The 25,646-nt window shown below is 69.9% G+C and carries 25 protein-coding genes; 11 read left to right on the forward strand and 14 right to left on the reverse strand.

Annotation, left to right across the window (positions count from 1 at the left end; all coding sequences use genetic code 11):
* Positions 1-63: 63 nt before the first annotated feature.
* Both OG199_RS28375 and OG199_RS28380 read right to left on the reverse strand, forming a co-directional pair.
* On the reverse strand, positions 64-1,041 hold the full coding sequence (locus OG199_RS28375; protein ID WP_356800532.1) for an aldose epimerase family protein: 978 nt from the start codon (positions 1,039-1,041) through the stop codon (positions 64-66).
* Positions 1,042-1,098: 57 nt separating this feature from the next.
* Complete coding sequence (locus OG199_RS28380) at positions 1,099-1,998, reverse strand: SGNH/GDSL hydrolase family protein (RefSeq protein WP_405831869.1); 900 nt, start codon at positions 1,996-1,998, stop codon at positions 1,099-1,101.
* A gap of 243 nt (positions 1,999-2,241) precedes the next feature.
* On the opposite strand from OG199_RS28380, the gene OG199_RS28385 reads away from it, so the two are divergent.
* Entirely contained in the window at positions 2,242-2,736 is a 495-nt protein-coding gene (locus OG199_RS28385) for a DUF3145 domain-containing protein (protein ID WP_148013810.1), read from the forward strand.
* A 180-nt stretch (positions 2,737-2,916) separates the two neighbouring features.
* Here the strand turns inward: OG199_RS28385 and fabF are convergent, their stop codons facing one another.
* From fabF to fasR, 5 genes are all read right to left on the reverse strand, one after another.
* On the reverse strand, positions 2,917-4,188 hold the full coding sequence (gene fabF / locus OG199_RS28390; protein ID WP_356800530.1) for a beta-ketoacyl-ACP synthase II: 1,272 nt from the start codon (positions 4,186-4,188) through the stop codon (positions 2,917-2,919).
* 100 nt (positions 4,189-4,288) lie between these two features.
* Positions 4,289-4,537, reverse strand: a complete 249-nt coding sequence (locus OG199_RS28395) for an acyl carrier protein (RefSeq protein ID WP_148013808.1) — start codon at positions 4,535-4,537, stop codon at positions 4,289-4,291.
* 71 nt (positions 4,538-4,608) lie between these two features.
* A complete protein-coding gene (locus OG199_RS28400; RefSeq protein WP_356800529.1) occupies positions 4,609-5,640 on the reverse strand; it encodes a ketoacyl-ACP synthase III in 1,032 nt (343 codons plus the stop codon).
* A 16-nt stretch (positions 5,641-5,656) separates the two neighbouring features.
* Entirely contained in the window at positions 5,657-6,580 is a 924-nt protein-coding gene (locus OG199_RS28405) for an ACP S-malonyltransferase (RefSeq protein ID WP_356800528.1), read from the reverse strand.
* 89 nt (positions 6,581-6,669) lie between these two features.
* Positions 6,670-7,875, reverse strand: a complete 1,206-nt coding sequence (fasR, locus tag OG199_RS28410) for a fatty acid biosynthesis transcriptional regulator FasR (protein ID WP_266698965.1) — start codon at positions 7,873-7,875, stop codon at positions 6,670-6,672.
* A gap of 135 nt (positions 7,876-8,010) precedes the next feature.
* Here fasR and OG199_RS28415 point away from each other — a divergent pair, with 135 nt between their 5' ends.
* Entirely contained in the window at positions 8,011-8,673 is a 663-nt protein-coding gene (locus tag OG199_RS28415; protein WP_356800545.1) for a pirin family protein, read from the forward strand.
* A gap of 267 nt (positions 8,674-8,940) precedes the next feature.
* On the opposite strand, the gene OG199_RS28420 is transcribed toward OG199_RS28415, so the two are convergent.
* Both OG199_RS28420 and OG199_RS28425 read right to left on the reverse strand, forming a co-directional pair.
* Positions 8,941-9,762 carry a serine hydrolase domain-containing protein gene (locus OG199_RS28420; RefSeq protein WP_356800527.1) on the reverse strand — a complete coding sequence of 274 codons (822 nt, stop codon included), beginning with the start codon at positions 9,760-9,762 and terminating at the stop codon, positions 8,941-8,943.
* 19 nt (positions 9,763-9,781) lie between these two features.
* Positions 9,782-10,252: a GNAT family N-acetyltransferase gene (locus OG199_RS28425; RefSeq protein WP_356800526.1), complete on the reverse strand. Its 471-nt coding sequence runs from the start codon at positions 10,250-10,252 to the stop codon at positions 9,782-9,784.
* 110 nt (positions 10,253-10,362) lie between these two features.
* Between OG199_RS28425 and OG199_RS28430 the strand changes: the two genes are divergently transcribed.
* A complete protein-coding gene (locus OG199_RS28430) occupies positions 10,363-10,842 on the forward strand; it encodes a MerR family transcriptional regulator (RefSeq protein WP_401799016.1) in 480 nt (159 codons plus the stop codon).
* Positions 10,842-11,858, forward strand: a complete 1,017-nt coding sequence (locus tag OG199_RS28435) for an aldo/keto reductase (protein WP_405831871.1) — start codon at positions 10,842-10,844, stop codon at positions 11,856-11,858. The genes OG199_RS28430 and OG199_RS28435 overlap by 1 nt, the downstream gene beginning before the upstream one ends.
* A gap of 24 nt (positions 11,859-11,882) precedes the next feature.
* On the opposite strand, the gene OG199_RS28440 is transcribed toward OG199_RS28435, so the two are convergent.
* The 3 genes from OG199_RS28440 to OG199_RS28450 all read right to left on the reverse strand — a co-directional run bounded on the left by OG199_RS28440 (position 11,883) and on the right by OG199_RS28450 (position 14,813).
* Positions 11,883-12,737, reverse strand: coding sequence for a DUF4429 domain-containing protein (locus OG199_RS28440; RefSeq protein WP_356800523.1), 855 nt, complete (start codon positions 12,735-12,737; stop codon positions 11,883-11,885).
* A gap of 67 nt (positions 12,738-12,804) precedes the next feature.
* Positions 12,805-14,022 carry an alpha/beta hydrolase gene (locus OG199_RS28445; protein ID WP_405831873.1) on the reverse strand — a complete coding sequence of 406 codons (1,218 nt, stop codon included), beginning with the start codon at positions 14,020-14,022 and terminating at the stop codon, positions 12,805-12,807.
* 131 nt (positions 14,023-14,153) lie between these two features.
* Positions 14,154-14,813 carry a TetR family transcriptional regulator gene (locus tag OG199_RS28450; protein WP_356800521.1) on the reverse strand — a complete coding sequence of 220 codons (660 nt, stop codon included), beginning with the start codon at positions 14,811-14,813 and terminating at the stop codon, positions 14,154-14,156.
* 243 nt (positions 14,814-15,056) lie between these two features.
* On the opposite strand from OG199_RS28450, the gene OG199_RS28455 reads away from it, so the two are divergent.
* Complete coding sequence (locus tag OG199_RS28455) at positions 15,057-16,547, forward strand: MFS transporter (protein ID WP_401799221.1); 1,491 nt, start codon at positions 15,057-15,059, stop codon at positions 16,545-16,547.
* Positions 16,548-16,735: 188 nt separating this feature from the next.
* Here OG199_RS28455 and OG199_RS28460 read toward each other — a convergent pair whose 3' ends face one another.
* Entirely contained in the window at positions 16,736-17,512 is a 777-nt protein-coding gene (locus tag OG199_RS28460) for a potassium channel family protein (RefSeq protein ID WP_356800519.1), read from the reverse strand.
* A gap of 81 nt (positions 17,513-17,593) precedes the next feature.
* Complete coding sequence (gene aceE / locus OG199_RS28465) at positions 17,594-20,326, reverse strand: pyruvate dehydrogenase (acetyl-transferring), homodimeric type (RefSeq protein WP_356800518.1); 2,733 nt, start codon at positions 20,324-20,326, stop codon at positions 17,594-17,596.
* A gap of 480 nt (positions 20,327-20,806) precedes the next feature.
* Between aceE and OG199_RS28470 the strand changes: the two genes are divergently transcribed.
* From OG199_RS28470 to OG199_RS28495, 6 genes are all read left to right on the forward strand, one after another.
* Complete coding sequence (locus tag OG199_RS28470) at positions 20,807-21,235, forward strand: DUF3052 domain-containing protein (RefSeq protein WP_153290793.1); 429 nt, start codon at positions 20,807-20,809, stop codon at positions 21,233-21,235.
* 159 nt (positions 21,236-21,394) lie between these two features.
* Positions 21,395-21,853, forward strand: coding sequence for a peroxiredoxin (locus OG199_RS28475; RefSeq protein ID WP_356800544.1), 459 nt, complete (start codon positions 21,395-21,397; stop codon positions 21,851-21,853).
* A 113-nt stretch (positions 21,854-21,966) separates the two neighbouring features.
* Positions 21,967-22,542 carry a TerD family protein gene (locus OG199_RS28480; protein WP_148013793.1) on the forward strand — a complete coding sequence of 192 codons (576 nt, stop codon included), beginning with the start codon at positions 21,967-21,969 and terminating at the stop codon, positions 22,540-22,542.
* 281 nt (positions 22,543-22,823) lie between these two features.
* The gene (locus OG199_RS28485) at positions 22,824-23,399 is read left to right on the forward strand and encodes a TerD family protein (RefSeq protein WP_148013792.1); all 576 of its coding nucleotides are present in this window, start codon (positions 22,824-22,826) and stop codon (positions 23,397-23,399) included.
* A gap of 135 nt (positions 23,400-23,534) precedes the next feature.
* Entirely contained in the window at positions 23,535-24,683 is a 1,149-nt protein-coding gene (locus tag OG199_RS28490; RefSeq protein ID WP_356800517.1) for a DUF475 domain-containing protein, read from the forward strand.
* Positions 24,684-24,880: 197 nt separating this feature from the next.
* A complete protein-coding gene (locus OG199_RS28495; protein WP_356800543.1) occupies positions 24,881-25,621 on the forward strand; it encodes a Tellurium resistance in 741 nt (246 codons plus the stop codon).
* The last annotated feature ends 25 nt before the right edge of the window (positions 25,622-25,646 follow it).

A 25,646-nucleotide genomic window follows, 5' to 3' on the forward strand; every position in this document is an offset into this window, starting at 1 on the left:
TCGTCGGTTCCCGGACGGCCTCGGACCGCCCGGCCCACGGGGACTTCTTGCCTCGGCCACGCCCTAGGAGCGCACCCCGAACCCGTACACCGTCTCCGAGCGGTACGTCCCGCCCGGCCGCAACTGCGTGCTCGGGAACTCCGGCCGGTTCGGGGAGTCCGGGAAGTGCTGCGTCTCCAGCGCGATCCCGTCACCGGGCGCGAACGGCTCGCCCAGATGGTCGGCGGTGTAGAGCTGGACGCCGGGCTCGGTGGTCGCGACCGTCAGCACCCGCCCGGAGGAGGGGTCGTGGAGCTCCGCGACCTCGACCGGGCTCGCCGTCGTCCCCTTGTCCAGCACGAAGTTGTGGTCGTACCCGGCGCCGGCCTTCCGCGCCGTCCGGAAGTCGAAGCGCGTACCGTCCACGGATTCCAGCGCCCCGGTGGGGATGAGATCCGCGTCCACCGGCGTCAACCGCGAGGCGGCCAGACGGAGCTCGTGACCACCCGCGTTCCCCGAACCGGCCAGGTTCCAGTACGTGTGGTTCGTCAGGTTCACCACGGTCGGCGCGTCCGTGACCGCCTCGTACGCGATACGCAGCGCGCCCGTCGCGTCCAGCCCGTACGTCGCCGTGACCTCCAGACGGCCCGGGAAGCCCTCCTCGCCGTGCGGGGAGACCCGGGTGAGCCGCAGCCCGTGCCCGACCGGTTCGACGTCCCACACCCGCTTGTCGAAACCGCGCTCCCCGCCGTGCAGGGAGTTGGGGGCGTTGTTCTGCGCGAGGCTGTAGGTGAGACCGTCGAGCGGGAAGCGGCCGCCGGCGATCCGGTTGGCGTACCGCCCGACCAGTGCCCCGAGGTACGGGTCCGGGTGCGCGAGATATCCGTCGAGGTCGGGGAAGCCCAGCACCACGTCCGCGCGGTGCCCGTCCCGGTCGGGGATCTCGACCGACTGGACGATCCCGCCGTACGTCAGGATCCGCACCCGCACCCCGGCACGCTCCAGCGTCCAGCGGTGGACCGGGGTGCCGTCGGGAAGGGTGCCGAAGAGTTCGCTGTCCATGATCGGAAGCCTAGGCCAACGACCTGTGCCCACCGGCCCGGCCCACCGGCCCGGTCCTCAGCCCGTCGGCAGGCGGGCCGTCACCACGCGGTAGGCCAGCTCCGCGAGCCGGGCCTGGCCGTCCTTGCTCGGGTGGAACCAGTCCCAGTGGCTCAGCTGGTCCGTACCGAAGCGGAAGTCGAAGACCGCGTTTCCGTCGAAGCGGCAGCGCCGGTCCTTGGCGCACACGTCATGGAGGACCTTGTTGTACTGCTCCACCCGGTCCTGCACCTTCGCCCGCCGCAGCGTCGCCCTCGAGCCCAGGGAGTCCGCGTCGGCCAGCATCGAGGGGCAGATGCCCAGTTTCCAGATCTGCTTGCCCAGCGGGTTGCCGCGCCCCTCGGACCACAGCCGCTTCAGATCCGGCACGCTCGACACGTACACCTGTGTCCGCGGCAGTTCGTCGCGCAGGGTGCCCATCGCGGCCTGGAACGCGGCGCGGAAGTCGGCGACCGAGGTCATCGCCGAGACCGAGGAGCGGCAGGCGTCGTTGGCCCCCACCATCACGGTCACCAGCTCCGGCTTCTCGACGACGGCCTGCGCCATCTGCTCCGGCAGGTCCGCCATCCGCGCGCCGGTCACCGCGTAGTTCCAGCTGCGCTCGGCGGCCCCCGCCCGCCCGAGCAGCCGCACGGCCAGACTGCGGACCCCCGTGTCGGTGCCGGTCGCCCAGGAGACCTCGGGGCAGTCGGACAGCACGGTGCAGGCGTCGAAGCCGCGGGTGATGGAGTCCCCGACGGCGGCCACGGAGCGGGGGCTGGGGTTCCAGAGGGGGGTCGGCTTCGGGGACGGACTGCCCCCGGCGGTGCTGTGCGCAGCGGAGGAGCCGTCACCGGAGGCGTCGCACCCGGCGACGGCCAGCAGAGCCGCCGCGACCATGGCGAGGACGGCGCGTGGACGGTGGCTACGGATGCGCATCCCCTGCTCCCCTCGTTCGTTGAACATGTTTGGTCAGCACCTGACCGACACGGTTGGCCGACATCCCGCAGTGCACGATCGGTCGCGCCGCGTCCCCTCGGGTGAAACCTCGATGTTTCTGGGCGCTGGGACCGACGGTACGTCACACTCCTTGCGCCGCCGCACGGTAGCCTCGCCACGTGGCCGCCCTGCCACTGCCGTTCCGCTAAGTTACAAGATGTCTCGCTCTGCCCGGAGGCCCCAGTGACGACACGTGGAGTTCTCTACGTGCACTCCGCGCCCCGCGCGCTGTGCCCGCACGTCGAGTGGGCGGTCGCGGGTGTGCTCGGTACGCGCGTCAACCTCGACTGGATCCGGCAGCCCGCGGCGCCGGGCACCTGGAGATCCGAGTTCTCCTGGAAGGGCGAGGTGGGCACCGCCTCCAAACTGGCCTCAGCGCTGCGCGGCTGGCAGATGCTGCGCTTCGAGGTGACCGCCGAGCCCTGCGCCACGGCCGAGGGCGAGCGCTACAGCTGCACCCCCGAGCTCGGCATCTTCCACGCCGTCACCGGAATCCACGGCGACATCCTGATCCCCGAGGACCGGCTGCGCGCCGCGCTCCTGCGCTCCCAGCGCGGCGAGACCGACCTGGAGGCCGACCTCGCCAAGCTCCTGGGCAAGCCCTGGGACGACGAACTGGAATCCTTCCGCTACGCGGGCGAGGGTGCCCCGGTCCGCTGGCTCCACCAGGTGGTCTGACCCGACGAGGGGCGTGAGGGGAAGCCTTTAAGGGCGCGGGGAACTGCGCCCGCCCAGCCCCCAGGACCCCGCACCCGACGAACAAGACGAACAAGACGAACACGACGAACAAACGGGTGTGGCCCGGACTCCGCAAGGGAGTCCGGGCCACACGCCGGTTCAGTGCGCCTACGGCCGACTTCAGATCGTACGGAACGCCAGCACCACGTTGTGGCCGCCGAACCCGAACGAGTCGTTCAGCGCGGCGATGCGGCCCTCGACAGGCAGCTTGCGAGCCTCCCCGCGCACGATGTCGGCGTTCGCCTCGGCCTCGGGGTCGAGGTTGTCGACGTTGATGGTCGGCGGAGCGATCCGGTTGTACAGAGCCAGCACCGACGCCACCGACTCCACGCCCCCGGCGCCACCGAGGAGGTGACCGGTCATCGACTTGGTCGCGGAGACCGCCATGTGGTCGGCGTCGTCGCCGAAGACCTTGCGCAGCGCCTTCAGTTCCGCCACGTCACCGGCGGGCGTCGAGGTCGCGTGCGCGTTCACGTGCACGATCTCGGCCGGGTCCAGGTCGGTGTTGTCCAGCAGGTTCTGCAGGGCGTGCGAGATGCCGCGGCCCTCCGGCTCCGGCTGCACGATGTCGTGGCCGTCGGCGGAGATGCCCTGGCCGACCGCCTCGGCGTAGACCCGGGCACCGCGCTTGGCGGCGTGCTCGGCGGACTCCAGGATCAGGACGCCGGCGCCCTCGCCCAGGACGAAGCCGTCACGTGCGACGTCGTAGGGCCGCGAGGCGCCCTGCGGGTCGTCGTTGTTCTTGGACATCGCCATCATGTTGCCGAAGGCGGCGATGGGCAGCGGGTGGATGGCCGCCTCGGTACCGCCGGCGACGACGACGTCGGCGCGCCCGGTGCGGATCATCTCGATGGCGTAGCCGATGGCCTCGGCGCCCGAGGCGCAGGCGGAGACCGGGGTGTGCACGCCGGCGCGGGCGCCGACGAGCAGCCCCACGTTGGCCGACGGGCCGTTCGGCATGAGCATGGGGACGGTGTGCGGGGAGACGCGGCGGACGCCCTTCTCCTTCAGCACGTCGTACTGGTCGAGCAGGGTCGTCACGCCGCCGATGCCGGAGGCGATGACGGTGCCGAGGCGGTCCGGGTCGATGGCCGGGTCGTCGCCGGCCCGGTCGGTGAAGCCGGCGTCCGCCCAGGCCTCCTTGGCCGCGATCAGCGCGAACTGCGCCGAGCGGTCGAGACGGCGGGCCTGCGGGCGGGGGATGACCTCGCCCGGTTCCACGGCGATCTGCGCCGCGATGCGGACGGCCTGTTCGGCGGCCCATTCCTGCTCCAGGGCGCGGACGCCGGACTTGCCGGCGACCAGGCCCTCCCAGGTCGAGGCTGCGTCGCCACCCAGCGGTGTGGTTGCGCCGATACCGGTGACGACCACGGTGCGATTGGTCGAGCTCACGGGAATTCTTTCTCCAACGGATACGAGGATTCAGCGGCGCCACCGCCGGGTGGCGGGGCAACGGACTGATCGGTGGACCGGGCCGGGCCCGATCCGCGGATCAGGCCTGGTTCTTGAGGATGTAGTCGGTCGCGTCGCCGACGGTCTTGAGGTTCTTGACGTCGTCGTCCGGGATCTTGACGTCGAAGCGCTCTTCGGCGGCGACGACGACCTCGACCATGGACAGCGAGTCGACGTCCAGGTCGTCGGTGAAGGACTTGTCCAGCTGGACGTCCTCGGTGGGGATCCCGGCGATCTCGTTCACGATCTCGGCGAGACCTTCGACGATCTCTTCCTGAGTGGCGGCCATGTCAGGCGCTCCTTCGGTATGTATCCAGAGGGTGTGGCGGTACTCCGGCCGGAGTGGTCCGGACGGTGTGCCTAGGGGAGGGTAACGACCGTGGCGGCGTACACGAGACCCGCCCCGAATCCGATGACGAGCGCGGTGTCGCCGCTCTTCGCCTCACCGGTCGCCAGAAGCCGCTCCATCGCGAGCGGAATCGAGGCGGCCGAGGTGTTGCCGGTGGTGCGTACGTCCCGGGCGACCGTGACGTGCTCCGGCAGTTTCAGCGTCTTCACCATCGAGTCGATGATCCGCTCGTTGGCCTGATGGGGAATGAAGACATCCAGGTCGTCCGGGCTGATCCCGGCCGCGTCCAGCGCCTGCTGGGCGACCTTCGCCATCTCGAACACGGCCCAGCGGAAGACCGCCTGGCCCTCCTGCGTGATCGCAGGGAACTTGATCTCGCCCTTGGAGTCGAGCGGGAGCGTCGAGACGTCGCCGATGTGGAAACGGTCCCACGGCACGGTCTGCTTGATGGTGCCGGCCTTGTCGCCCTCGCTGCCCCACACCGTGGGGCCGATGTGCGGCTCCTGGGAGGGGCCCACGACGACCGCGCCCGCGCCGTCGCCGAACAGGAAGGCCGTCGCACGGTCCTCCAGGTCGGTGAGGTCGGACAGTCGCTCCACGCCGATGACCAGGACGTACTCCGCCGAACCCTCGACGACCATGCCCTTCGCCAGGGTCAGTCCGTAGCCGAAGCCCGCGCAGCCGGCCGAGATGTCGAAGGCGGCGGCCTTGTTCGTGCCGAGCTTGTCGGCGATCTCGGTGGCGATGGCCGGGGTCTGGCTGAAGTGGGACACGGTGGAGACGACCACGGCGCCGATCTGGTCGGCGTTGATCCCGGCGTCGGCGATGGCCTTCCCGGACGCCTCGATCGACATCGCGGCGACGGTCTCCTCGTCGGAGGCCCAGTGCCGGGTCTCGATGCCGGAACGCGAGCGGATCCACTCGTCGGAGGAGTCGATCGTCTCGAGGATCACCTCGTTGGGCACGACCCGGACGGGACGGTAGCCGCCCACGCCCAGGATCCGTGCGTACGGGGCGCCCTTGCTGGGCTTGATCTTCGACATGCTCTCGGGCTCCTTGTCAGCCGCTGTGCTCGGCGAGGAGCTCGCGAGCCGCGTCGAGGTCGTCTGGGGTCTTCAGCGCCAGGGTCTTCACGCCCGGCAGCGCGCGCTTGGCGAGGCCGGTGAGCGTGCCACCCGGGCACACCTCGATCAGCGCGGTCGCGCCGAGCTCCTGGAAGGTCTCCATGCACAGGTCCCAGCGGACCGGGTTGGCCACCTGGCCGACCAGCCGCTTCAGGACGTCGGCGCCGGACTTGACGGCCTGACCGTCCTTGTTGGAGACGTACGTGACCTGCGGGTCCGCGGGGTTCAGCTCCTCGGCGGCCTGCGCGAGCGCCTCGACGGCCGGTGCCATGTGGTGCGTGTGGAACGCGCCGGCGACCTTCAGGGCCACCACCCGGCGCACGCCGTCGGGCTTGTCCGCCTCCAGGGCAGCCAGCTGCTCCAGCGTGCCGGCGGCCACGATCTGGCCCGCGCCGTTCACGTTCGCGGGGGTCAGGCCGAGCTTCTCCAGGTGCGGGACCGTCGTCTCGGGGTCGCCGCCGAGCAGCGCCGACATACCGGTCTGCGTCACAGCGGCGGCCTCGGCCATCGCCAGGCCCCGGGTGCGTACCAGCGTCAGCGCGGCGGTGTCGTCGAGCACCCCCGCGAACGCGGCCGCGGTGATCTCACCGACGCTGTGGCCGGCGACGGCGCCGGGAGCGAGGGCGGAGACGTCGCCGAGCGCCGCGGCGGAGAGGAGTCCGGCGGCGACCAGGAGCGGCTGTGCGACAGCCGTGTCCCGGATCGCGTCCGCGTCGGCCTGCGTGCCGTAGTGGGCAAGGTCGAGACCGATGGCGTCCGACCACGCGGCGAGGCGGTCGGCGGCACCGGGGAGATCGAGCCAGGGAGTCAGGAAGCCGGGCGTCTGGGCGCCCTGGCCGGGAGCGACGAGTACGAGCACTCTCACACTCTCTCTTGTGGACGGCCACGGCCGCCCGTGGGGACAGGGACGAAGAACACGAAGGGGAATTGTAGGGCTCCGACAAATGCCTACGTCTGGAGATCTCCATCGGCCAGACGCCCCAGGATGAGCGCGATCCGCAGTGTGAAGGCGGATCGTACATCCGAGGGTGACCAACCGGTGACGTCAGTCACACGTCGTAGCCGGTAGCGCACGGTGTTGGGGTGAACGAAGAGCATTCGGGCCGCGCCTTCGAGGCTGCTCGCCTGTTCCAGATACACACTGAGGGTTTCGAGGAGCGCGGAGCCGGCTTCCTCCAGTGGTCTGTAGATCTCCTCCACCAGTTGCTCACGGGCCGAGGGATCTCCGGCGATCGCGCGCTCCGGCAGCAGATCGTCGGCGAGGACCGGGCGCGGGGCGTCCTGCCAGGCGAAACACGCCTTCAGGCCGGCCGCGGCGGCCTGCGCGGAGCGGGTCGCCGCGAGCAGGTCGGGCACGATCGGCCCCGCGACGACGGGTCCGGCGGCGTACGGGCCGATCAGCGACTTGGCGACGCCGAGCGGGTTGTCGCTGCCACCCGCGATCACCACGAGCCGGTCTCCGAGCACCCCGGTCAGCACCTGGAGCTTGGCGTGCCGGGCCGCCCGCCGGATGGCCTCGACGGTCAGCTCGCTGTCACCGTCGGGCGCCGTACCCAGCACCACGCAGACGTGTTCGGGGGAATTCCAGCCGAGGGCGGCGGCGCGGGAGACGGCACCCTCGTCCGCCTCGCCGGAGAGCACGGCGTTCACGACCAGGGACTCCAGCCGGGCGTCCCAGGCGCCGCGTGCCTCGGCGGCCTGCGCGTAGACCTGGGCGGTGGCGAACGCGATCTCCCGGGCGTAGACGAGGAGGGCCTCGCGCAGCACGGACTCGTCGCCGGGAGCGGCCACCTCGTCGATGGCGCTCTCCATCACCTCGATCGTCGTGCGCACCATCTCGACGGTCTGGCGCAGGGTGATGGCCCTGGTCAGCTCGCGGGGGGCGGTGCCGAACACGTCGGTGGAGATGGCCTGGGGCGCGTCGGGGCGCCGGAACCACTCGGTGAACGCGGCGATACCGGCCTGGGCGACGAGCCCGATCCAGGAACGGTTCTCCGGTGGCATGGCCCGGTACCACGGCAGCGTCTCGTCCATCCGCGCGATGGCCTGCGCGGCGAGACTTCCGGACGACTTCTCCAGCCGCTTCAGGGTCGCTGAGTGCGTGTGGATGTCGTGCGCTGGGCGCTCGGTGTTGCTGCGTTCGGGTTCGGGCACGGGACAAGACTGCCTTATCAGGACGGAGCTGTGCGGCGGCGGGTCTCCCATCGGGGCCGGGAGCGACGGGAGCGGGGCTACGGTGGGGGACGTGACGGACGTACGGCGCTGGCGGATGTGGCGGATGTGGCGGATGTGATCGAGGTACGGCGCGCTGACGAGCGCTACCGAGGGGGGGACCCGGCGGCCGGGATCTCCTCGCTGCACGCCTTCTCCTTCGGCCCGCACTACGACCCGGACAACCTCCGCTTCGGCGCGGTGATCGCCTGCAACGAGGAACGGCTCGCGCCCGGCGCGGGATTCGACGAGCACCCGCACAGCCACACCGAGATCGTCACGTGGGTGGTGGAGGGGGAGCTGACCCACCGGGATTCGGCCGGTCACGAGTCGCTGGTGCGGGCCGGGGACGTGCAGCGGCTGAGCGCGGCGGCAGGTGTCCGGCACGTCGAGCGCAACGACGGGCCGGGCCCGCTCGTGTTCGTACAGATGTGGCTGGCTCCGGCCGCGCCCGGTGGCGTTCCGTCCTACGAGGTCGTCCACGGCATCGCGGACTCCACGCCGTACGCGGTCCCGGAGGCGGGGGCGATGCTGCATGTGCGGCGGCTGGCGGTGGGGGAGCGGACGGCGGTTCCGGACGCGGCGTTCGTCTACGTCCACGCGGTGCGGGGCGGGGTGCGGCTGGACGGCGTGGAGCTGGGGCCGGGCGACGCGGCCCGCGTCACGGACGCGAAGGACCTGGAGGCGGTGGCGACGGCTCCCGCGGAGCTGTTGCTGTGGGAGATGACGGCCGCGGGCTGAAGGTCTTCCGGCCGCGGGTACGTGGGGGCTGATCGCGCAGTTCCCCGCGCCCCTGAAGGCATGGTCGCGCGTCCGTTGTCCTGTGGTGCGCGGAGCTTGCCGTGCCGTTCGAGAGCGTGGCCGCGCGTCCGGTGTCCTGTGGTGCGCGGAGCTTGCCGTGTCTGTGGACGCCGGTGGGCCCGGACGACTTCAGGGGCGCGGGGAACTGCGCGACCAGCCCCCACCCACCCGCACCCGAAGAACCGCCCCCGGCAGCGCGAAGCCGCGTCAGCCGCGCAGCTCCAGGAGCACCGCGTCCGTGAACGGCGTCCACGCCTCCACGGCCCACGGCCCGAACGCCCGGTCCGTGAGGGCGACGCACGCGGCGCCCACCACCGGGTCGATCCACAGGAACGTACCGGTCTGCCCGAAGTGGCCGAAGGTACGCGGCGAGGACGAGGCACCCGTCCAGTGCGGGGACTTGGAGTCACGGATCTCGAAACCGAGCCCCCAGTCGTTGGGGTTCTGGTGGCCGTATCCCGGCACCACCCCCTTCGTCCCGGGGTACTGCACGGTCATCGCGTCCGCCACCGTCCGGGGATCGAGCAGCCGCGGCGCCTGGACCTCCGCGGTGAACCGCACGAGGTCCGCCACCGTCGACACCCCGTCCTTCGCGGGCGAGCCGTTCAGCGACGTCCCCGTCATGCCCAGCGGCTCCAGCACCGCCTGCCGCAGGTATTCGGGGAAGGAGATGTCCGTCGCCTTGGCGATGTGGTCCCCGAGGACCTCGAACCCGGCGTTGGAGTACAGCCGCCGCTCCCCGGGCGGGGATGTCACCCGGTGCTCGTCGTAGGCGAGCCCCGAGGTGTGCGCGAGGAGATGACGGACCGTCGCCCCGGCCGGACCCGCCGGCTCGTCGAGATCGATGGCCCCCTCCTCGTACGCCACGAGCGCGGCGTACGCGGCGAGCGGCTTGGTGACCGAGGCGAGGGGGAAGCGGTGGTCGACCGGACCGTGCGACCCCGTCACCGTGCCGTCCGCGCGGACGACGGCCGCCGCGGCCGTGGGGACGGGCCAGTTCTCGATCAACGCCAGGCTGCGCAGGGACATGTGTACGAGCCTAAGCGGCTCACAGCCGAAGCCGCATCGAGGGGTCCGGCTTGCGCACGAACCCGAGGGACGCGTACAGCGGCTCGGCCTCGGCGGAGGCGTTGAGGTCGACCTGGGGCACGTCCCGCTCGCGGAACCAGTCGAGCAGCGTCTCCATACAGGCCCGCGCGTATCCCCGGCGCCGCACGTCGGGGTCGGTGGCGACACTGAAGACGTGACCGACCGCGCCGCGCGGATTGCCGGGCCGCCCGATCCGGTACTCGATGGTCCCGGCGACGAGCGCGGCCAGCGCGTCCGGCCGGCCGGGGTGGTCGACGACGAAGGCCGCGAAGTCGCCCTCGGGGCGGGCCAGCCTGCCGCGTATCGTCGGGAGCGACCCGGCGTGCCACTCCGTGGAGCCGTCGGTGGTGAAGACAGAGTCGAGCATGATCTGGCGCAGGCGGAGCACTTCCGGTGCGTCCTCGGGCACGGCACGGCGTACGAGAGTCATGATCCGCACGGTAGCCAGCGCGCCCCGCGGACGTCCTCCGTTTCGCACCGGTCGCCTTTTACCGGATACCGCTTGCTTGGAGTGCACTCCAAGGTTTTAGCGTGGAGGTCATGACGGTGATGGAGACCACGGCCGAGGCCGCCGAGACCGGCACCAGGACCGATGTGTGCGCGGCACCTCCCGAGCGGCACCGGCGCCCGGACGGCCAGGACAGCTACACGATCAGCGAGGTCGTCGCCTTCACCGGCCTGTCCGCGCACACCCTGCGCTGGTACGAGCGGATCGGTCTCATGCCGCACATCGACCGCTCGCACACCGGTCAGCGCCGGTACAGCAACCGCGACCTGGACTGGCTGAGCCTGGTCGGCAAGCTCCGGCTCACCGGCATGCCGGTCGCCGACATGGTGCGCTACGCGGAGCTGGTGCGGGAGGGCGACGACACCTACCTCGCGCGGTTCGAGCTCCTGGAAGCCACCCGCCGGGACGTGCAGGCGCGGATCGCCGAGCTCCAGGACACCCTGGCGGTCCTCGACCACAAGATCAGTTTCTATGCGGACGCCGGGCGAGCCCTGGCGTCGGAGAGGTCCTGATGACGGACAGCAAGATCGCGAAGGTACGACTCGGCACCGACGGCCCCGAGGTCGGGGCGCAGGGCCTGGGCTGCATGGGGATGAGCTTCGCGTACGGGCCCACCGACGCCGACGAGGCGCGGGCCACCCTGGAGCGGGCGCTCGAACTCGGCGTCACGCTCTTCGACACCGCGGACGCCTACGGCCAGGGCGACAACGAGACGTTCCTGTCGCCGTTCTTCAAGGCGCACCGCGACGAGCTCGTCGTCGCGACGAAGTTCGGCCTGTCGATCCCGCCGGACAAACCGACGACGCGGGTGATCCGCAACGACGCCCCGTACATCCGCCAGGCCGTCGAGGCGAGCCTGAGGCGGCTGGACGTCGACGTGATCGACCTCTACTACATGCACCGTCGTGACGCGAACATCCCCATCGAGGAGACCGTCGGGGTCATGTCCGAGCTGGTGCGCGAGGGCAAGGTCAAGCACCTCGGGCTCAGCGAGGTCACCGGCGGGGAGCTGCGCGCCGCGCAGGCCGTGCATCCGATCACGGCCGTGCAGTCGGAGTGGTCGCTGTTCAGCCGTGACATCGAGGCGGGCGTGGTCCCGGCCGCCGCGGAGCTGGGCGTGGCGCTCGTCCCGTACTCCCCGCTCGGGCGCGGCTTCCTGACCGGATCGTTCGCGAACGCCGACAAGGAGCTGACCGACACCGACTTCCGTCGGCAGCAGCCCCGCTTCACCGGCGACAACGCGGCCGTCAACGCCGCCCTGCTGGAGCCGGTACGCGCCATCGCGGAGGCGCACGGCGCCTCACTCGGCCAGATCGCGCTGGCCTGGGTGCAGCGGCAGGCCGCGTCGTACGGGGTGCCGGCGGTGCCGATCCCGGGGACGCGCAGGCGCAGCCGGGTCGAGGAGAACGCGGCGGCCACGCGGATCGTTCTCGGCGACGAGGAGATGGCGCTGCTCGAACCGATCGCCTCGAAGGTGGCGGGGGAGCGGTACGCGGACATGTCGTCCACGTCGGCGGGGCGGGAGTAACGGCGCGGCGGTCGCCGGCGCGCCTCACAGCTCCGCCAGCAGCTCCGCCTTCTTCCTCGTGAACTCCTCGTCCGTGACCAGTCCCGCCTCGTGCAGCTCGCCGAGGTGACGGATGCGGTCGGCGATGTCGGCCGGGTCGCGGCGGGGAGCGGGGGCCGCGGTCACCGGTGCGGGGCCCGAGGCCCGTACGGCGGCGAGCACCGAGGCCGCGAACGGGAGCGACTCGTGGACGGGCCCGTAACCGAGTCCGAAGACGACGGCGGCGGGATCCTGATCGGCCTGGGCGGGCTGCGCGGTGACGGGTTCGCGGCGCAGCAGCCGCAGATGACCCTCGAAGACCTCGGGGGAGCGCCACTCGACACCGCTCAGCCCGGCGACCGGGAAACTCTGGTCACCGGCCTTCCACTTGGCGGAGGACGCGCCGGTCCAGAACCAGCGGAAGGACACCGCGGTGCCGTCGAAGGCGGCCTTCCCGTCGTACGCCTTGAACCGCAGCGGCGCCTCGGGCGCCGCGACGAGATAGCGCTCGGGGGGCCCGGCGTCCTCGGTGAGCCGGGCGCGCAGCTCGTCCGCGTAGTACTCGGCGAGGGTCTCCCGGTCGGTGGGCAGCACCAGCCGGTAGGGGTCGCACCCCTCCTTCAGCTGCCCGGAGGCCGCGTCCATCAGCGGATCGGCGCCCGCCCTGGGGACGGCGTGCAGCACGACCGTGCCGCGCCTGCCCGGCGTCAGCGTCACCGCCTCGATCGCCTCCAGGGGGACACGGCGTTCGCCGAGCGCCTGGAACAGCTTCGGTGTACGGATCCCCCGCTCGAAGCGGATGAGCACGGAGTCGGACTCGAACTCCCAGGCGGCATGAAATCCGGCCAGTACGTCACCCATGCGGGCCATCGTAAGCGGCGCGCCCGCCGGAGTCCCCTCCTCGGGCGGACCGCACTTCTTCGGTCCTCTACGCGCGTCCTGCCGCCGAGGTGTCGGCCAGATCCTGCCGGCAGGTGTCGTCGTCGTGCGCGCACCGCACCGTGTCGTATGCGCCAGTGCCGATGTCCGCGAAGTTGCGCAGGCTCTCCGTGCCGGGCTCGAAATAGCCGCCGTGGCCCTTCGCGCCCCGGGCGGACAGCACCCGCGCGCCGAACGCCTTCGACACCGGGTCGGCGCCGTGTCCCAGTCCGCCGAACTCGAGGTACGGGACGTCCTGGATCCAGTCGTCGGAGTCCCGCATCGCCCAGACGCGGGCCGAGGTGTGCAGCGCCGAGGCCTTGTCGGCACGCATGCCGGGGCTGCCCGCGACCGCGATGTCGGAGACCCGGGAGGGCAGTGTGTGGGCGGCGACACCGCAGAGCACCGAGCCGTAGCTGTGGCAGTACAGGGCGACGGGGGCCTTGCCGGGCAGCGCGCGCAGCAGCGCGTTCAGCCGGACCGCGCCTTCCTGCGCGCGGACGCCGGTGGCCGCGTCCATGCCGAGTCCGCTGGGCGCGGTGTAGTCGGCCCAGGCGATCACGGCCGTACGGGTCCGGGGGCTCGCCGCGCGCTCCGCCTCGTACAGGGAGGTCGCCATGCCGACCGGCGCCGAGTACTTCTTGTTGCTGCGCTGGAAGGTGAGCAGGTCGGTGTCGACGCCGGGCACCACGACGGAGATCCGCTGGGCCCTGTCGAGGTCGCCGAAGACCTCGGCGACCCGGCCCGAGCCCATCGGGTCGAAGGCGAGGAACGTACGGCCCTTGTGCAGCATCGCCTCGTAGCGGTGCATGCGGCGTCCGGCCTCCTGCTGCCCGACGGACGAGAGCCGGTTGTCGTGCATGCGCTCGAGTTCGATCCTGCGCTGCTGCCCGATGGCGATGCGGTTGGCCGTGTAGCGCAGCCGTACGGGCGCGCCGTTCATGTTGCCGACCGCGAGCGGGTAGCGGTGCGCCAGACGGCCGCGCTGATGGCTGTCGAGCGAGGCGAAGAAGCGGGACAGGCGGCCCGGCGCGGAGTCGGGGTCCGGGAGGGCCTGTCCGGCCACTCGGCCGTGCTCCCACGCGGAGCGGGACGCCTGGAGGGGGGTTGCCCCCCGATGGCTGTGGAGCGCGGTCCAGCCACTGGTGGCCAGCATCACGAAAACCACGGCCAGCGCGAGCAACGCGCGCCAGACGTTCAGTTGGGGAGATGTGTCGAAGGAAGTCACTGAGAGGACACCCTAGGAGAAGAGGGGTGCCTCCCGTTAAACGAGTGGTCGGGATCACGTTTCTGGCGGGGTAATTGGGGCAAAGCGGGTTCAGTTTCAGATAAATAGTGACGTTGTGTGCGCGGAGTTGCTCATTCCGTGCGCCACTTCTCCGCCAATGCGGGCCCGAGGTGGTCGAGATGCGTGACGGTCAGCGCGCGGATGGCCTCGACGCTGCCGTCCTCGCCCGCGCCCCACATCCGGTGGGTCACCCGCATCACCCCGCAGAACACGGCCACCGCGACCCGCGGCCTCGGATCCGTGTCCACGTCGACCCCCTCGCGCTCGGCGATCACCCGGGCGATCTCGTCCTCCAGCTCGGCGGAACGGCGCAGGTGGGCGGCGAGCAGTGCGGGCGTCGCCTCGATCAACTGGTGGGCGCGCATGTGCAGTTCGATCGGGACGACCGCCTCGACCGCCTCACTGATGGTGTCCCAGCCCTCCAGCACGGCACCGCTCAGAGCCTCCAACGGGGCTTCGTGGGGCGGACGTTCACGGACCGCGGCGAGGAAGCGCGACTCCGCGATGCCCTGGGTGAACAGGGCGACGTCCTCCTTGCCCGCGAAGTAACGGAAGAAGGTGCGCTGCGAGACGTCGACGGCCTCCGCGATCTCGTCCACGGTCGTACGCTCGTACCCCTGCGTGACGAACAGCTCGAGGGCAGCCCGCAGCAGCGCGTCCCGGGTGCGCTTCTTCTTCCGCTCACGCAGGCCCGGACGCGGCGCCATCGGTGTGAAGGAGGTCGTCTCCATGGGGTCCTCTTCTGTTCTCCTGCCCAGCTCAGCGTACTCGCGGGTGACGTGACAGTTACCGACTTGTGAATTGGTTTGTCAACTGTCAGTGGCTGTCATTAGCCTCGACGCATGACTAGTCAGACCACCATCGACACGACGGGGTCCGGAGACAGGACGCCGGTCGCCCCGTCGGATCGGCCGGGGCCCTCCGGGCTGCGCGGCCATCCGTGGTTCACCCTGTTCACCGTGGCCGTCGGCGTCATGATGGTCGCCCTGGACGGCACCATCGTCGCCATCGCCAACCCGGCCATCCAGAAGGACCTCGGCGCGAGCTTCGCCGACGTCCAGTGGATCACCAACGGATACTTCCTCGCACTCGCGGTCACCCTGATCACCGCGGGCAAGCTCGGCGACCGCTTCGGGCACCGCCAGACCTTCCTGATCGGTGTGGTCGGCTTCGCCGCGGCCTCCGGGGCGATCGGCCTGTCCGGCAGCATCGCCCTGGTGGTCACCTTCCGCGTCTTCCAGGGTCTGTTCGGCGCGTTGCTCATGCCGGCCGCGCTCGGCCTGCTGCGGGCCACCTTCCCGGCCGAGAAGCTGAACATGGCGATCGGTATCTGGGGCATGGTCATCGGCGCCTCCACCGCGGGCGGCCCGATCCTCGGCGGCCTGCTGGTCCAGCACGTGAGCTGGCAGTCGGTCTTCTTCATCAACGTCCCGGTCGGTGTCGCCGCGCTGGTCCTCGGCCTGCTGATCCTGACCGACCACCGCGCGCAGAACGCCCCGCGCTCCTTCGACATCCCCGGCATCGCCCTGCTCTCCGGCGCCATGTTCTGCCTGGTCTGGGCGCTCATCAAGGCCCCGGCGTGGGGCTGGGGCGCCGGCCTGACCTGGGCCTTCCTGGCCGCCTCGGTGCTCGGTTTCGCGCTCTTCGCCCTCTGGGAGACGCGGGTCGAGGAGCCGCTCATCCCGCTGGGCCTGTTCCGCTCCGTACCGCTGTCGGCGGGCGTGGTCCTCATGGTGCTGATGGCCATCGCCTTCCTGGGCGGCCTGTTCTTCGTCACCTTCTACCTGCAGAACGTGCACGGCATGAGCCCGGTCGACGCCGGGCTGCATCTGCTCCCGCTCACCGGAATGATGATCGTGGGCTCCCCGCTGGCCGGCGCCCTGATCACCAAGACGGGCCCGCGCATCCCGCTGGCGGGCGGCATGGCCCTCACCGCGATCTCCATGTACGGCATGTCCACGCTGGACACGGGCACCAGCGGCGCCGTCATGTCGCTCTGGTTCGCCGGCCTCGGACTGGGGCTCGCCCCGGTCATGGTCGGTGCCACCGAGGTCATCGTCGGCAACGCGCCGATGGAGCTCTCCGGTGTCGCCGGCGGTCTCCAGCAGGCCGCGATGCAGATCGGCGGCAGCCTCGGTACTGCGGTCCTGGGCGCCGTCATGGCCTCCAAGGTCGACGGCGACCTCGCGGGCAACTGGGCCGACGCCAAGCTTCCGCCGCTCACCCCGGCCCAGCTCGACCAGGCCTCGCAGGCCGTCCAGGTCGGAGCCGCGCCGGTGGCCAAGGGCACCCCGGCCCAGCTCGCGGAGAGGATCACGACCGTCGCCCACGACACGTTCGTCTCCGGCATGAGCCTGGCCTGCCTGGTCGCCGCCGTGGTGGCCCTGGTGGCGGTCTTCGTCGCGCTGCTCACCAAGCGGGGCGAGAACGCGGACGCCGCGGGCGCGGGGGGCGGTCACATCTGACCGGCGTTTTCTTGTGCGGTGTCACCCGTCCGGGTGACACCCCACAAGATCCCGCCCGTTCGGCGCGCGCCGCAGGTCACAGTGGGTCACGTCCTCCGCACGAACAGGGAGGCGAACGGATCTGCGGCGCGCTGTCGGAGGGGGGCAGCGCGCCCGCAGTTCCCGCGCCGAGAGGGGCCCCGCGCGGGTCAGCGCGCATGCTCCTCCGCCACGCCCGGTGCGGGGTGCCGGACAGCCTCCCGGACGCCCGACAGCGCCGCGACCTCCGCGCGAAGCGCCCGCACCTCCTCCGTCAGCGCCTCGATCGCGGCCGTCTGCCGGCGCTCCTCCACGTCGTCCTTCTCGAAGCGCGAGATGAACCACGCCGCGATGTTGGCGGTGACGACACCGAGCAGGGCGATGCCGGAGAGCATCAGACCGACGGCGAGGACGCGGCCCATCCCGGTGGTCGGCGCGTGGTCCCCGTACCCCACGGTCGTCATCGTCGTGAACGACCACCACACCGCGTCACCCAGCGTCTTGATGTTCCCGTTCGGAGACTCCCGCTCCACCGACAGCACCGCGAGCGAACCGAACATGAGCAGCCCGATCACCGCGCCCCCGACATACGTCGTCAGCCGGATCTGCGAGGCCATCCGGGCCCGCCGCCCGACCAGTGTCAGTGTGGCGACCAGCCGCAGCAGCCGCAGCGGCTGAAGGATCGGCAGGATCACCGCGCACAGGTCCAGCCAGTGCGTGCGGACGAACTCCTTGCGGCGCCGGACGAGCAGGAGCCTCACGAGATAGTCGACGGCGAACGACCCCCACACCGTCCACTCCACCACCGTGCACGCCACCGCCACGGCGGGACTGGCCTCACTGTCCACGATCGGCACGGCGTAGGCCACCGCGAACGCCACCGCGAGCGCCAGCAGGGGCCGTTGCGTGCGCTGCTCCCAACGGAGCTGTGCCGATAGCTCTTTCATACCCGCATCGTAGAAAGAAAGCCGGAGGGGCGGCGGAGCTCCGGGCTCCGCCGCCCCTCACACGACCGCTGTACGCGGGACCTACGCGTCGCCGCCCGCGGTCCCGGGGTCGGCCGCCGCCACTTCGAGCAGCTGGTAGCGGTCGATCGCCTGCTTCAGCACCGACCGGTCGACCTTGCCCTCACGGGCCAGTTCGGTCAGAACCGCGACCACGATCGACTGCGCGTCGATGTGGAAGAAGCGCCGCGCCGCCCCGCGGGTGTCCGCGAAGCCGAAGCCGTCCGCGCCCAGGGACTGGTACGTCCCCGGCACCCACCGCGCGATCTGGTCGGGAACCGATCGCATCCAGTCCGACACGGCCACGAACGGTCCCTCGGAACCGCTCAGTTTCCGCGTCACGTACGGCACGCGCTGCTCCTCCTCGGGATGCAGCAGATTGTGCCGTTCCACCTCGACGGCCTCGCGCCGCAGCTCGTTCCACGAGGTCGCCGACCAGACGTCCGCCCTGACGTTCCAGTCGGCGGCGAGGATCCGCTGCGCCTCCAGCGCCCACGGAACCGCGACGCCGGACGCCAGGATCTGTGCCGGGACCGAGCCCGAAGTGCCCTCGCTGAAGCGGTGGACGCCCTTGAGGATGCCCTCCACGTCGACGTTCGCCGGCTCCGCCGGGTGCTGGATCGGCTCGTTGTAGACGGTGAGGTAGTAGAAGACGTCCTCCGAGTCCGGACCGTACATCCGGCGCAGACCGTCCTTCACGATGTGCGCGATCTCGAAGCCGTACGCCGGGTCGTACGCGACGCAGCCCGGATTCGTCGAGGCGAGCAGCTGGGAGTGGCCGTCCGCGTGCTGCAATCCCTCACCGGTCAGTGTCGTACGGCCGGCGGTCGCGCCCAGCACGAAACCGCGCGCCAGCTGATCGGCCATCTGCCAGAACTGGTCACCGGTGCGCTGGAAACCGAACATCGAGTAGAAGACGTAGACGGGGATCAGCGGCTCGCCGTGCGTGGCGTACGCCGAACCCGCCGCGATCAGCGAGGCGGTGCAGCCCGCCTCCGAGATGCCGTCGTGCAGCATCTGACCGGTCGGCGACTCCTTGTACGCGAGCAGCAGATCGCGGTCCACGGACTCGTACTGCTGACCGAGCGGGTTGTAGATCTTCGCGCTCGGGAAGAAGGAGTCCATGCCGAAGGTGCGGTACTCGTCGGGCGCGATCAGCACGAACCGCTTGCCGATCTCCTTGTCCCGCATGAGGTCCTTCAGGAGCCGTACGAACGCCATGGTCGTGGCGATCGACTGCTGACCCGAACCCTTCTTCACACTCGCGTACGTCTTGTCCTCGGGCAGCTGCAGCGGCTTGGCGCGCACGACACGCGTCGGGACGTAGCCGCCGAGTCCCTTGCGCCGGTCGTGCATGTACTGGATCTCTTCGGAGTTGCGGCCCGGGTGGTAGTACGGCGGCGCGCCGTCCTCCAGCTCCTTGTCCGAGATCGGCAGGTGCAGCCGGTCGCGGAAGCCCTTGAGGTCGGCGACCGTCAGCTTCTTCATCTGGTGCGTGGCGTTGCGGCCCTCGAAGTTCGGCCCGAGCGTCCAGCCCTTGACCGTCTGCGCCAGGATCACCGTCGGCTGGCCCGCGTGCGCCTTGGCCGCCGAGAACGCCGCGTAGATCTTCTTGTGGTCGTGACCGCCACGGCCCAGGTGCAGGATCTGGGCGTCGGTCATGCCCTCGACCATGGCGCGCAGCCGGTGGTCGTCGCCGAAGAAGTGGTCGCGGATGTACGAACCGGTCTCGGTGGCGTACGTCTGGAACTGGCCGTCGGGTGTGGTGTTCAGCTTGTTGACGAGGATGCCGTCGCGGTCCTGCGCCAGCAGCGGGTCCCAACTGCGGTCCCACACCAGCTTGATGACGTTCCATCCGGCGCCCCGGAACTGCGACTCCAGCTCCTGGATGATCTTGCCGTTGCCGCGCACCGGGCCGTCGAGACGCTGGAGGTTGCAGTTGACCACGAAGGTCAGGTTGTCGAGGCCCTCCCGAGCCGCGATGGACAACTGTCCGAGCGATTCCGGCTCGTCCATCTCGCCGTCCCCGAGGAACGCCCAGACGTGCGACGCGGAGGTGTCCGCGATACCGCGCGCCTCCATGTAGCGGTTCATCCGCGCCTGGAAGATCGCGCCGAGCGGGCCGAGGCCCATCGAGACGGTCGGGAACTCCCAGAAGTCCGGCATCAGCCGCGGGTGCGGGTACGAGGACAGCCCGTACGGCGCCTTCGACTTCTCCTGGCGGAACGCGTCGAGCCGCTGCTCGCTCAGCCGGTCGAGCAGGAACGCGCGGGCGTAGATACCGGGGGACGCATGCCCCTGGAAGAAGATCTGGTCACCGCCGTCGCCCTCGTCCTTGCCGCGGAAGAAGTGGTTGAAGCCGACGTCGTAGAGCGAGGCGGAGGAGGCGAAGGTGGCGATGTGGCCGCCGACGCCGATGCCCGGACGCTGCGCCCTGGACACCATCACGGCCGCGTTCCAGCGGGTCGCGTTGAGGATCCTGCGCTCGATCTCCTCGTTGCCGGGGAAGAACGGCTCGTCCTTGGTGGCGATCGTGTTGACGTAGTCCGTGCTGCGCATCTCGGGCACGGCCACGCGCTTCTCGCGGGCCCTCTCGATGAGCCGCAGCATCAGATAGCGGGCGCGTTCGCGGCCGCGCTCGTCGACGGCGGCGTCGAGCGAGTCGAGCCACTCCTGTGTCTCTTCGGGGTCGAAGTCCGGGACCTGACTGGGAAGGCCGCCAATGATGATCGGATTGCGATCGGATCCGGAAGCCACGCTGTTCCTTCGCTGTCAGAGGGCTGTCTGAAGGCTGCCCGGGGGGCTGAGTAAGGGCTTTCTGGGCGCTGTCTGGGGCGGATGAACGGTGTCTCGGCACCGTTCCCCAATCGTGTACCTCGGGAACGGAATCGTCATCTCTACCGATAGGTAACCGAGACATTCCCGCAGATCGCCGGGACGTGCCAGACCAAAACGCAACGATACGCTCACTCCGTGACGCGTTCCGCAAAGTCGTTCGGGTCTCGTACGCTCCAAGGGTTCCGAACTTCACAAATGGGGCAGAAAGGTGTGGTGTGCGTCACCTATGGCCGTGATTCGCCGACTGGAGTTGCGCCGACACTGCCGGGATCGTCACCGTTTCGGCGGTCTCGACGGCCGGGTACTTGCGCGATCCGCCCCGCCCGTGTGGACTACGGCCAATGCTTCGCGCACGCGCGTGGCTGAGACATCTACCGAAACATGATCAGGAGGCAAGCCGTGAGCGCGACCGCGGACCACGCGGAGGAGCGGACCAACCCGGCCGGCAGGCTGGGGTTCGAGCCCGGACAGGTGGTCCAGGAGATCGGCTTCGACGACGACGTTGACCACGACCTCCGTGAAGGTATCGAATCGTTGATCGGCCAGGATCTGGTCGATGAGGACTACGACGACGTCGCAGACGTCGTACTGCTGTGGTTCCGCGACGAGGACGGCGACCTTACGGATGCCCTGGTGGACGCCATCGGTCTCCTTGAGGACGGCGGCATGATCTGGCTGCTGACCCCGAAGACCGGCCGGGACGGCTACGTCGAGCCCAGCGACATCAATGACGCCGCCCAGACCGCAGGCCTCTCCCAGACGAAGAGCATTTCCGTGGGGAAGGAGTGGTCGGGCACGCGTCTGGCCACGCCCAAGTCGAAGCGCTGAGCTGTCGCTCCGTCTGCCGCAGAGCATCCGTGTGTGCCGAGGCCCCCGCCGGCGATCCGCCGGCGGGGGCCTCCGCCATGGGCCGTGCCGGGACGTCCGGATGCCCCTGCGTAGGGTGGTCGTCACCCGAACAGCCCCCTGGAAGGGAAGCGTGTGAGTATGGCGATCGAGGTCGGCACCGAGGCACCGGACTTCGAGCTCAAGGACAACCACGGCGCCACCGTGAAGCTGTCCGACTTCCGCGGCGAGAAGAACGTGGTGCTGCTCTTCTACCCGTTCGCGTTCACCGGTGTGTGCACCGGCGAGCTGTGCGCCCTGCGCGACGAACTGCCGAAGTTCGTCAACGACGACGTCCAACTGCTGGCCGTCTCCAACGACTCCATCCACACCCTGCGCGTCTTCGCCGAGCAGGAGGGCCTGGACTACCCGCTGCTCTCCGACTTCTGGCCGCACGGCAACACTTCGCGCGCGTACGGCGTCTTCGACGAGGACAAGGGGTGCGCCGTGCGCGGCACCTTCATCATCGACAAGGCGGGCGTCGTCCGCTGGACCGTGGTCAACGGTCTGCCGGACGCGCGTGACCTGAACGAGTACGTGAAGGCGCTCGACACCCTGTGATTCTTCGGTCGCAGGGCCTGCAGGGTGCGGGAACCCGTCACTAGGATCGACACGTTGATCCGATACCAACGCACGACGGGGCTCCCCGCCCCCGGACACCAATGGGAGGACTCGTGGGAGTCAGCCTCAGCAAGGGCGGCAACGTATCGCTGACCAAGGAGGCCCCGGGACTGACCGCGGTCATCGTCGGTCTGGGATGGGACGCCCGTACGACGACCGGCGTCGACTTCGACCTCGACGCCAGCGCCATCCTCACGAACGCGGACGGCAAGGTCAGCTCCGACCAGAACTTCGTGTTCTTCAACAACCTGAAGAGCCCGGACGGCTCGGTCGAGCACACCGGCGACAACATCACCGGTGAGGGCGAGGGCGACGACGAGCAGATCAAGGTGAATCTCGCCGCCGTCCCGGCCGACGTCCAGAAGATCGTGTTCCCGGTCTCGATCTACGACGCCGAGAACCGCCAGCAGTCCTTCGGCCAGGTCCGCAACGCGTTCATCCGCGTGGTGAACCAGGCCGGCGAGGCGGAGATCGCCCGCTACGACCTCTCCGAGGACGCCTCCACGGAGACCGCCATGGTCTTCGGCGAGCTGTACCGCAACGGCGCGGAGTGGAAGTTCCGCGCCATCGGCCAGGGTTACGCATCGGGCCTGCGCGGCATCGCGCAGGACTTCGGCGTCAACGTCTGAGCCGTACTCCGGCGTCGAGCCCCCGGCCGTAGGGCCCCGTCCCGGGCCCACGGCCTCCGGCTCCTCGGCCCGGCGTCGCACCTCCGCGGGTGCGGCGCCGGGCCTGCCCGATATCCGCGCGCCCGGTGTGCGACATCCGAGCGCCGGGGCGCCGCGCGCATGCTGTGCCGTGCCGGGGGAAGACACCTCCCGGACCCGGACCAAGCGGACGGGCCGGCCGGGAACGGCGGGGACACCGCCCGCAGGACTGAGTGACCGCTTCACCGGGGAGGAATCAGATCATGGGCGTCACGCTCGCCAAGGGAGGCAATGTCTCCCTCTCCAAGGCCGCACCGAACCTCACACACGTGATGATCGGTCTCGGCTGGGACGCGCGTTCCACCACCGGAGCCCCCTTCGACCTGGACGCCAGCGCGCTGCTGTGCAATTCCGGCCGGGTGCTCGGCGACGAGTGGTTCGTCTTCTACAACCAGCTCAAGAGCCCCGACGGCTCGGTGGAGCACACCGGCGACAACCTCACGGGTGAGGGCGAGGGGGACGACGAGTCGATCCTGATCGACCTCTCCAAGGTGCCGGCCAACGTCGACAAGATCGTCTTTCCGGTCTCCATCCACGAGGCCGACAACCGCGGCCAGACCTTCGGCCAGGTCAGCAACGCCTTCATCCGTGTGGTCAACCAGGCCGACGGCCAGGAGCTCGCCCGCTACGACCTCTCCGAGGACGCCTCCACGGAGACCGCGATGATCTTCGGTGAGGTCTACCGCTACAACAGCGAGTGGAAGTTCCGCGCGGTGGGCCAGGGGTACGCGTCCGGATTGCGCGGTATCGCCCTGGACTTCGGGGTCAATGTTTCCTAGGCCCACCTGTATCAGCCGAGGGCGGGCCTCTAGACTTCGTGGTCAACAGTAGGTAAAGCCGAGTACGGCGCGGGGGAGGCTCTCCCCCAAGCCTGCGCTTGGGGGTGCCCCCACCACACGATGATTGGGTAGCCAGTGCTTCTGAAAACCTTCGGCTGGTCGTTCGCGATTACCGCGATCGGTCTGGTCGCAGCGGCCTTCTACGGGGGGTGGACCGCCTTTGGCATCGTGGCGATCCTGGCCGTCCTGGAGATCTCGCTGTCCTTCGACAACGCGGTGGTCAACGCCGGAATCCTGAAGAAGATGAGTGCCTTCTGGCAGAAGATCTTCCTCACGGTCGGTGTGCTGATCGCCGTCTTCGGTATGCGTCTGGTCTTCCCCGTCGTGATCGTCGCCATCAGTGCCAAGATCGGCCCGATCGACGCCGTCGATCTCGCGCTGAACGACAAGGACAAGTACCAGCAGCTGGTGACCGACGCCCACCCGTCGATCGCCGCCTTCGGTGGCATGTTCCTGCTGATGATCTTCCTCGACTTCATCTTCGAGGACCGCGACATCCAGTGGCTGCGCTGGATCGAGCGCCCGCTGGCCAAGCTCGGCAAGGTCGACATGCTGTCGGTCTGCATCGCCCTGGTCGTCCTGCTGATCACCTCCTTCACCTTCGCGGTCCACGCCCACCAGCACGGCGGCGGCCACGCGGACAAGGCGCAGACGGTGCTGATCTCCGGCATCGCCGGTCTGATCACGTACATGGTCGTCGGCGGACTCTCCGGCTACTTCGAGGACCGGCTCGAAGAGGAGGAGGAACGCACCCACGAGGAAGAGGAGGAGGCCGAGCGGACGGGCAAGAAGAAGCCCGCCGTCGTCCTGGCCGGCCAGGCCGCCTTCTTCATGTTCCTCTACCTGGAGGTCCTGGACGCGTCGTTCTCCTTCGACGGCGTCATCGGCGCCTTCGCCATCACCAACGACATCGTGCTGATGGCGCTCGGCCTCGGCATCGGCGCCATGTACGTCCGATCGCTCACGGTCTACCTGGTCCGCCAGGGCACCCTCGACGACTACGTCTACCTGGAGCACGGCGCCCACTACGCGATCGGCGCCCTCGCCGTGATCCTCCTCGTCACCATCCAGTACCAGATCAACGAGGTCATCACCGGTCTCGTCGGTGTCGTCCTGATCGGCTGGTCCTTCTGGTCGTCGGTACGCCGCAACAAGGCGCTCGCGGCCGCCGAGGGAAAAGCGACGACCTCGGACGACAAGGCTGAGGTCTCGTCCGGGGTCTGACGGACCCGCGTTTCGCGGAGGCTCGGTTCACCCGCTCGGCACCGGCGCGCCCCTTCGGCGCACGCGCCCCGGGGGCGGCGCCGCGCGGGTGTGAACCGGGGCCGGGTGAGGGAACGCTCTGAACGGGGCGGCTGTCGAGGACCAGTCCTCACGGCCGCCCCGCCGCATATCGAGGCAACATGGGGGCGGGATCGGCAATGGGCTTCTGGGACGAGCTGTGGCGCGGACGCACGACGGACTTCGACTCCGGCAGCGCGGCCACGAACTCCATAGAACTGACCAAGCGCAACCACACGGTCTCGCTCACCAAACAGGGCGCGGCCACCGGCAACCTGCGCATCAACCTGTCCTGGCGGATGCGCACCTCCGACATCGGCGGCGCCCAGCAGTCCGGCAGTCTGCTGCGGCACCCCCTCAAGATCTTCAAGCCGGACGTGGTCCAGGCGCACACCCAGAGCATGGTGAACGTCGACCTCGACCTAGGTGTGCTGTACGAGCTCGCGGACGGCACCAAGGGCGTGGTGCAGCCGCTGGGAGGCCTCCTCGGTGAGATCAACGGCCCGCCGTTCGTGAAGCTCAGCGGCGACGACCGCTTCGGTTCCGGCTCCGGCGAGACGGCGTACGTCAACCTCGACCACCGCGACGACATCAAACGGCTGCTGGTCTTCGTCTACATCTACGACCAGACGCCCGCCTTCGACCGTACGCACGCCGTCATCACGCTCTACCCGAGCAACGGCCCGAGGATCGAGATCGGCCTCGACGAACGCCATCCGCAGGCCCGGTCCTGCGCGGTGGTGATGATCGAGAACAACAAGGGCGAGATCACCGTGCGCCGCGAGGTGAAGTTCGTCTACGGCTTCCAGGCCGAGCTCGACCGGCTGTACGGCTGGGGACTGCAGTGGGGGCGGGGGTACAAGTCCAAGGTCGACCGCTGAGCACGCCTCGACCCGGCGCGCCCCG

Origin of the sequence: Streptomyces sp. NBC_01176 (assembly GCF_045039825.1) — a bacterium.
Lineage (GTDB): Bacteria > Actinomycetota > Actinomycetes > Streptomycetales > Streptomycetaceae > Streptomyces.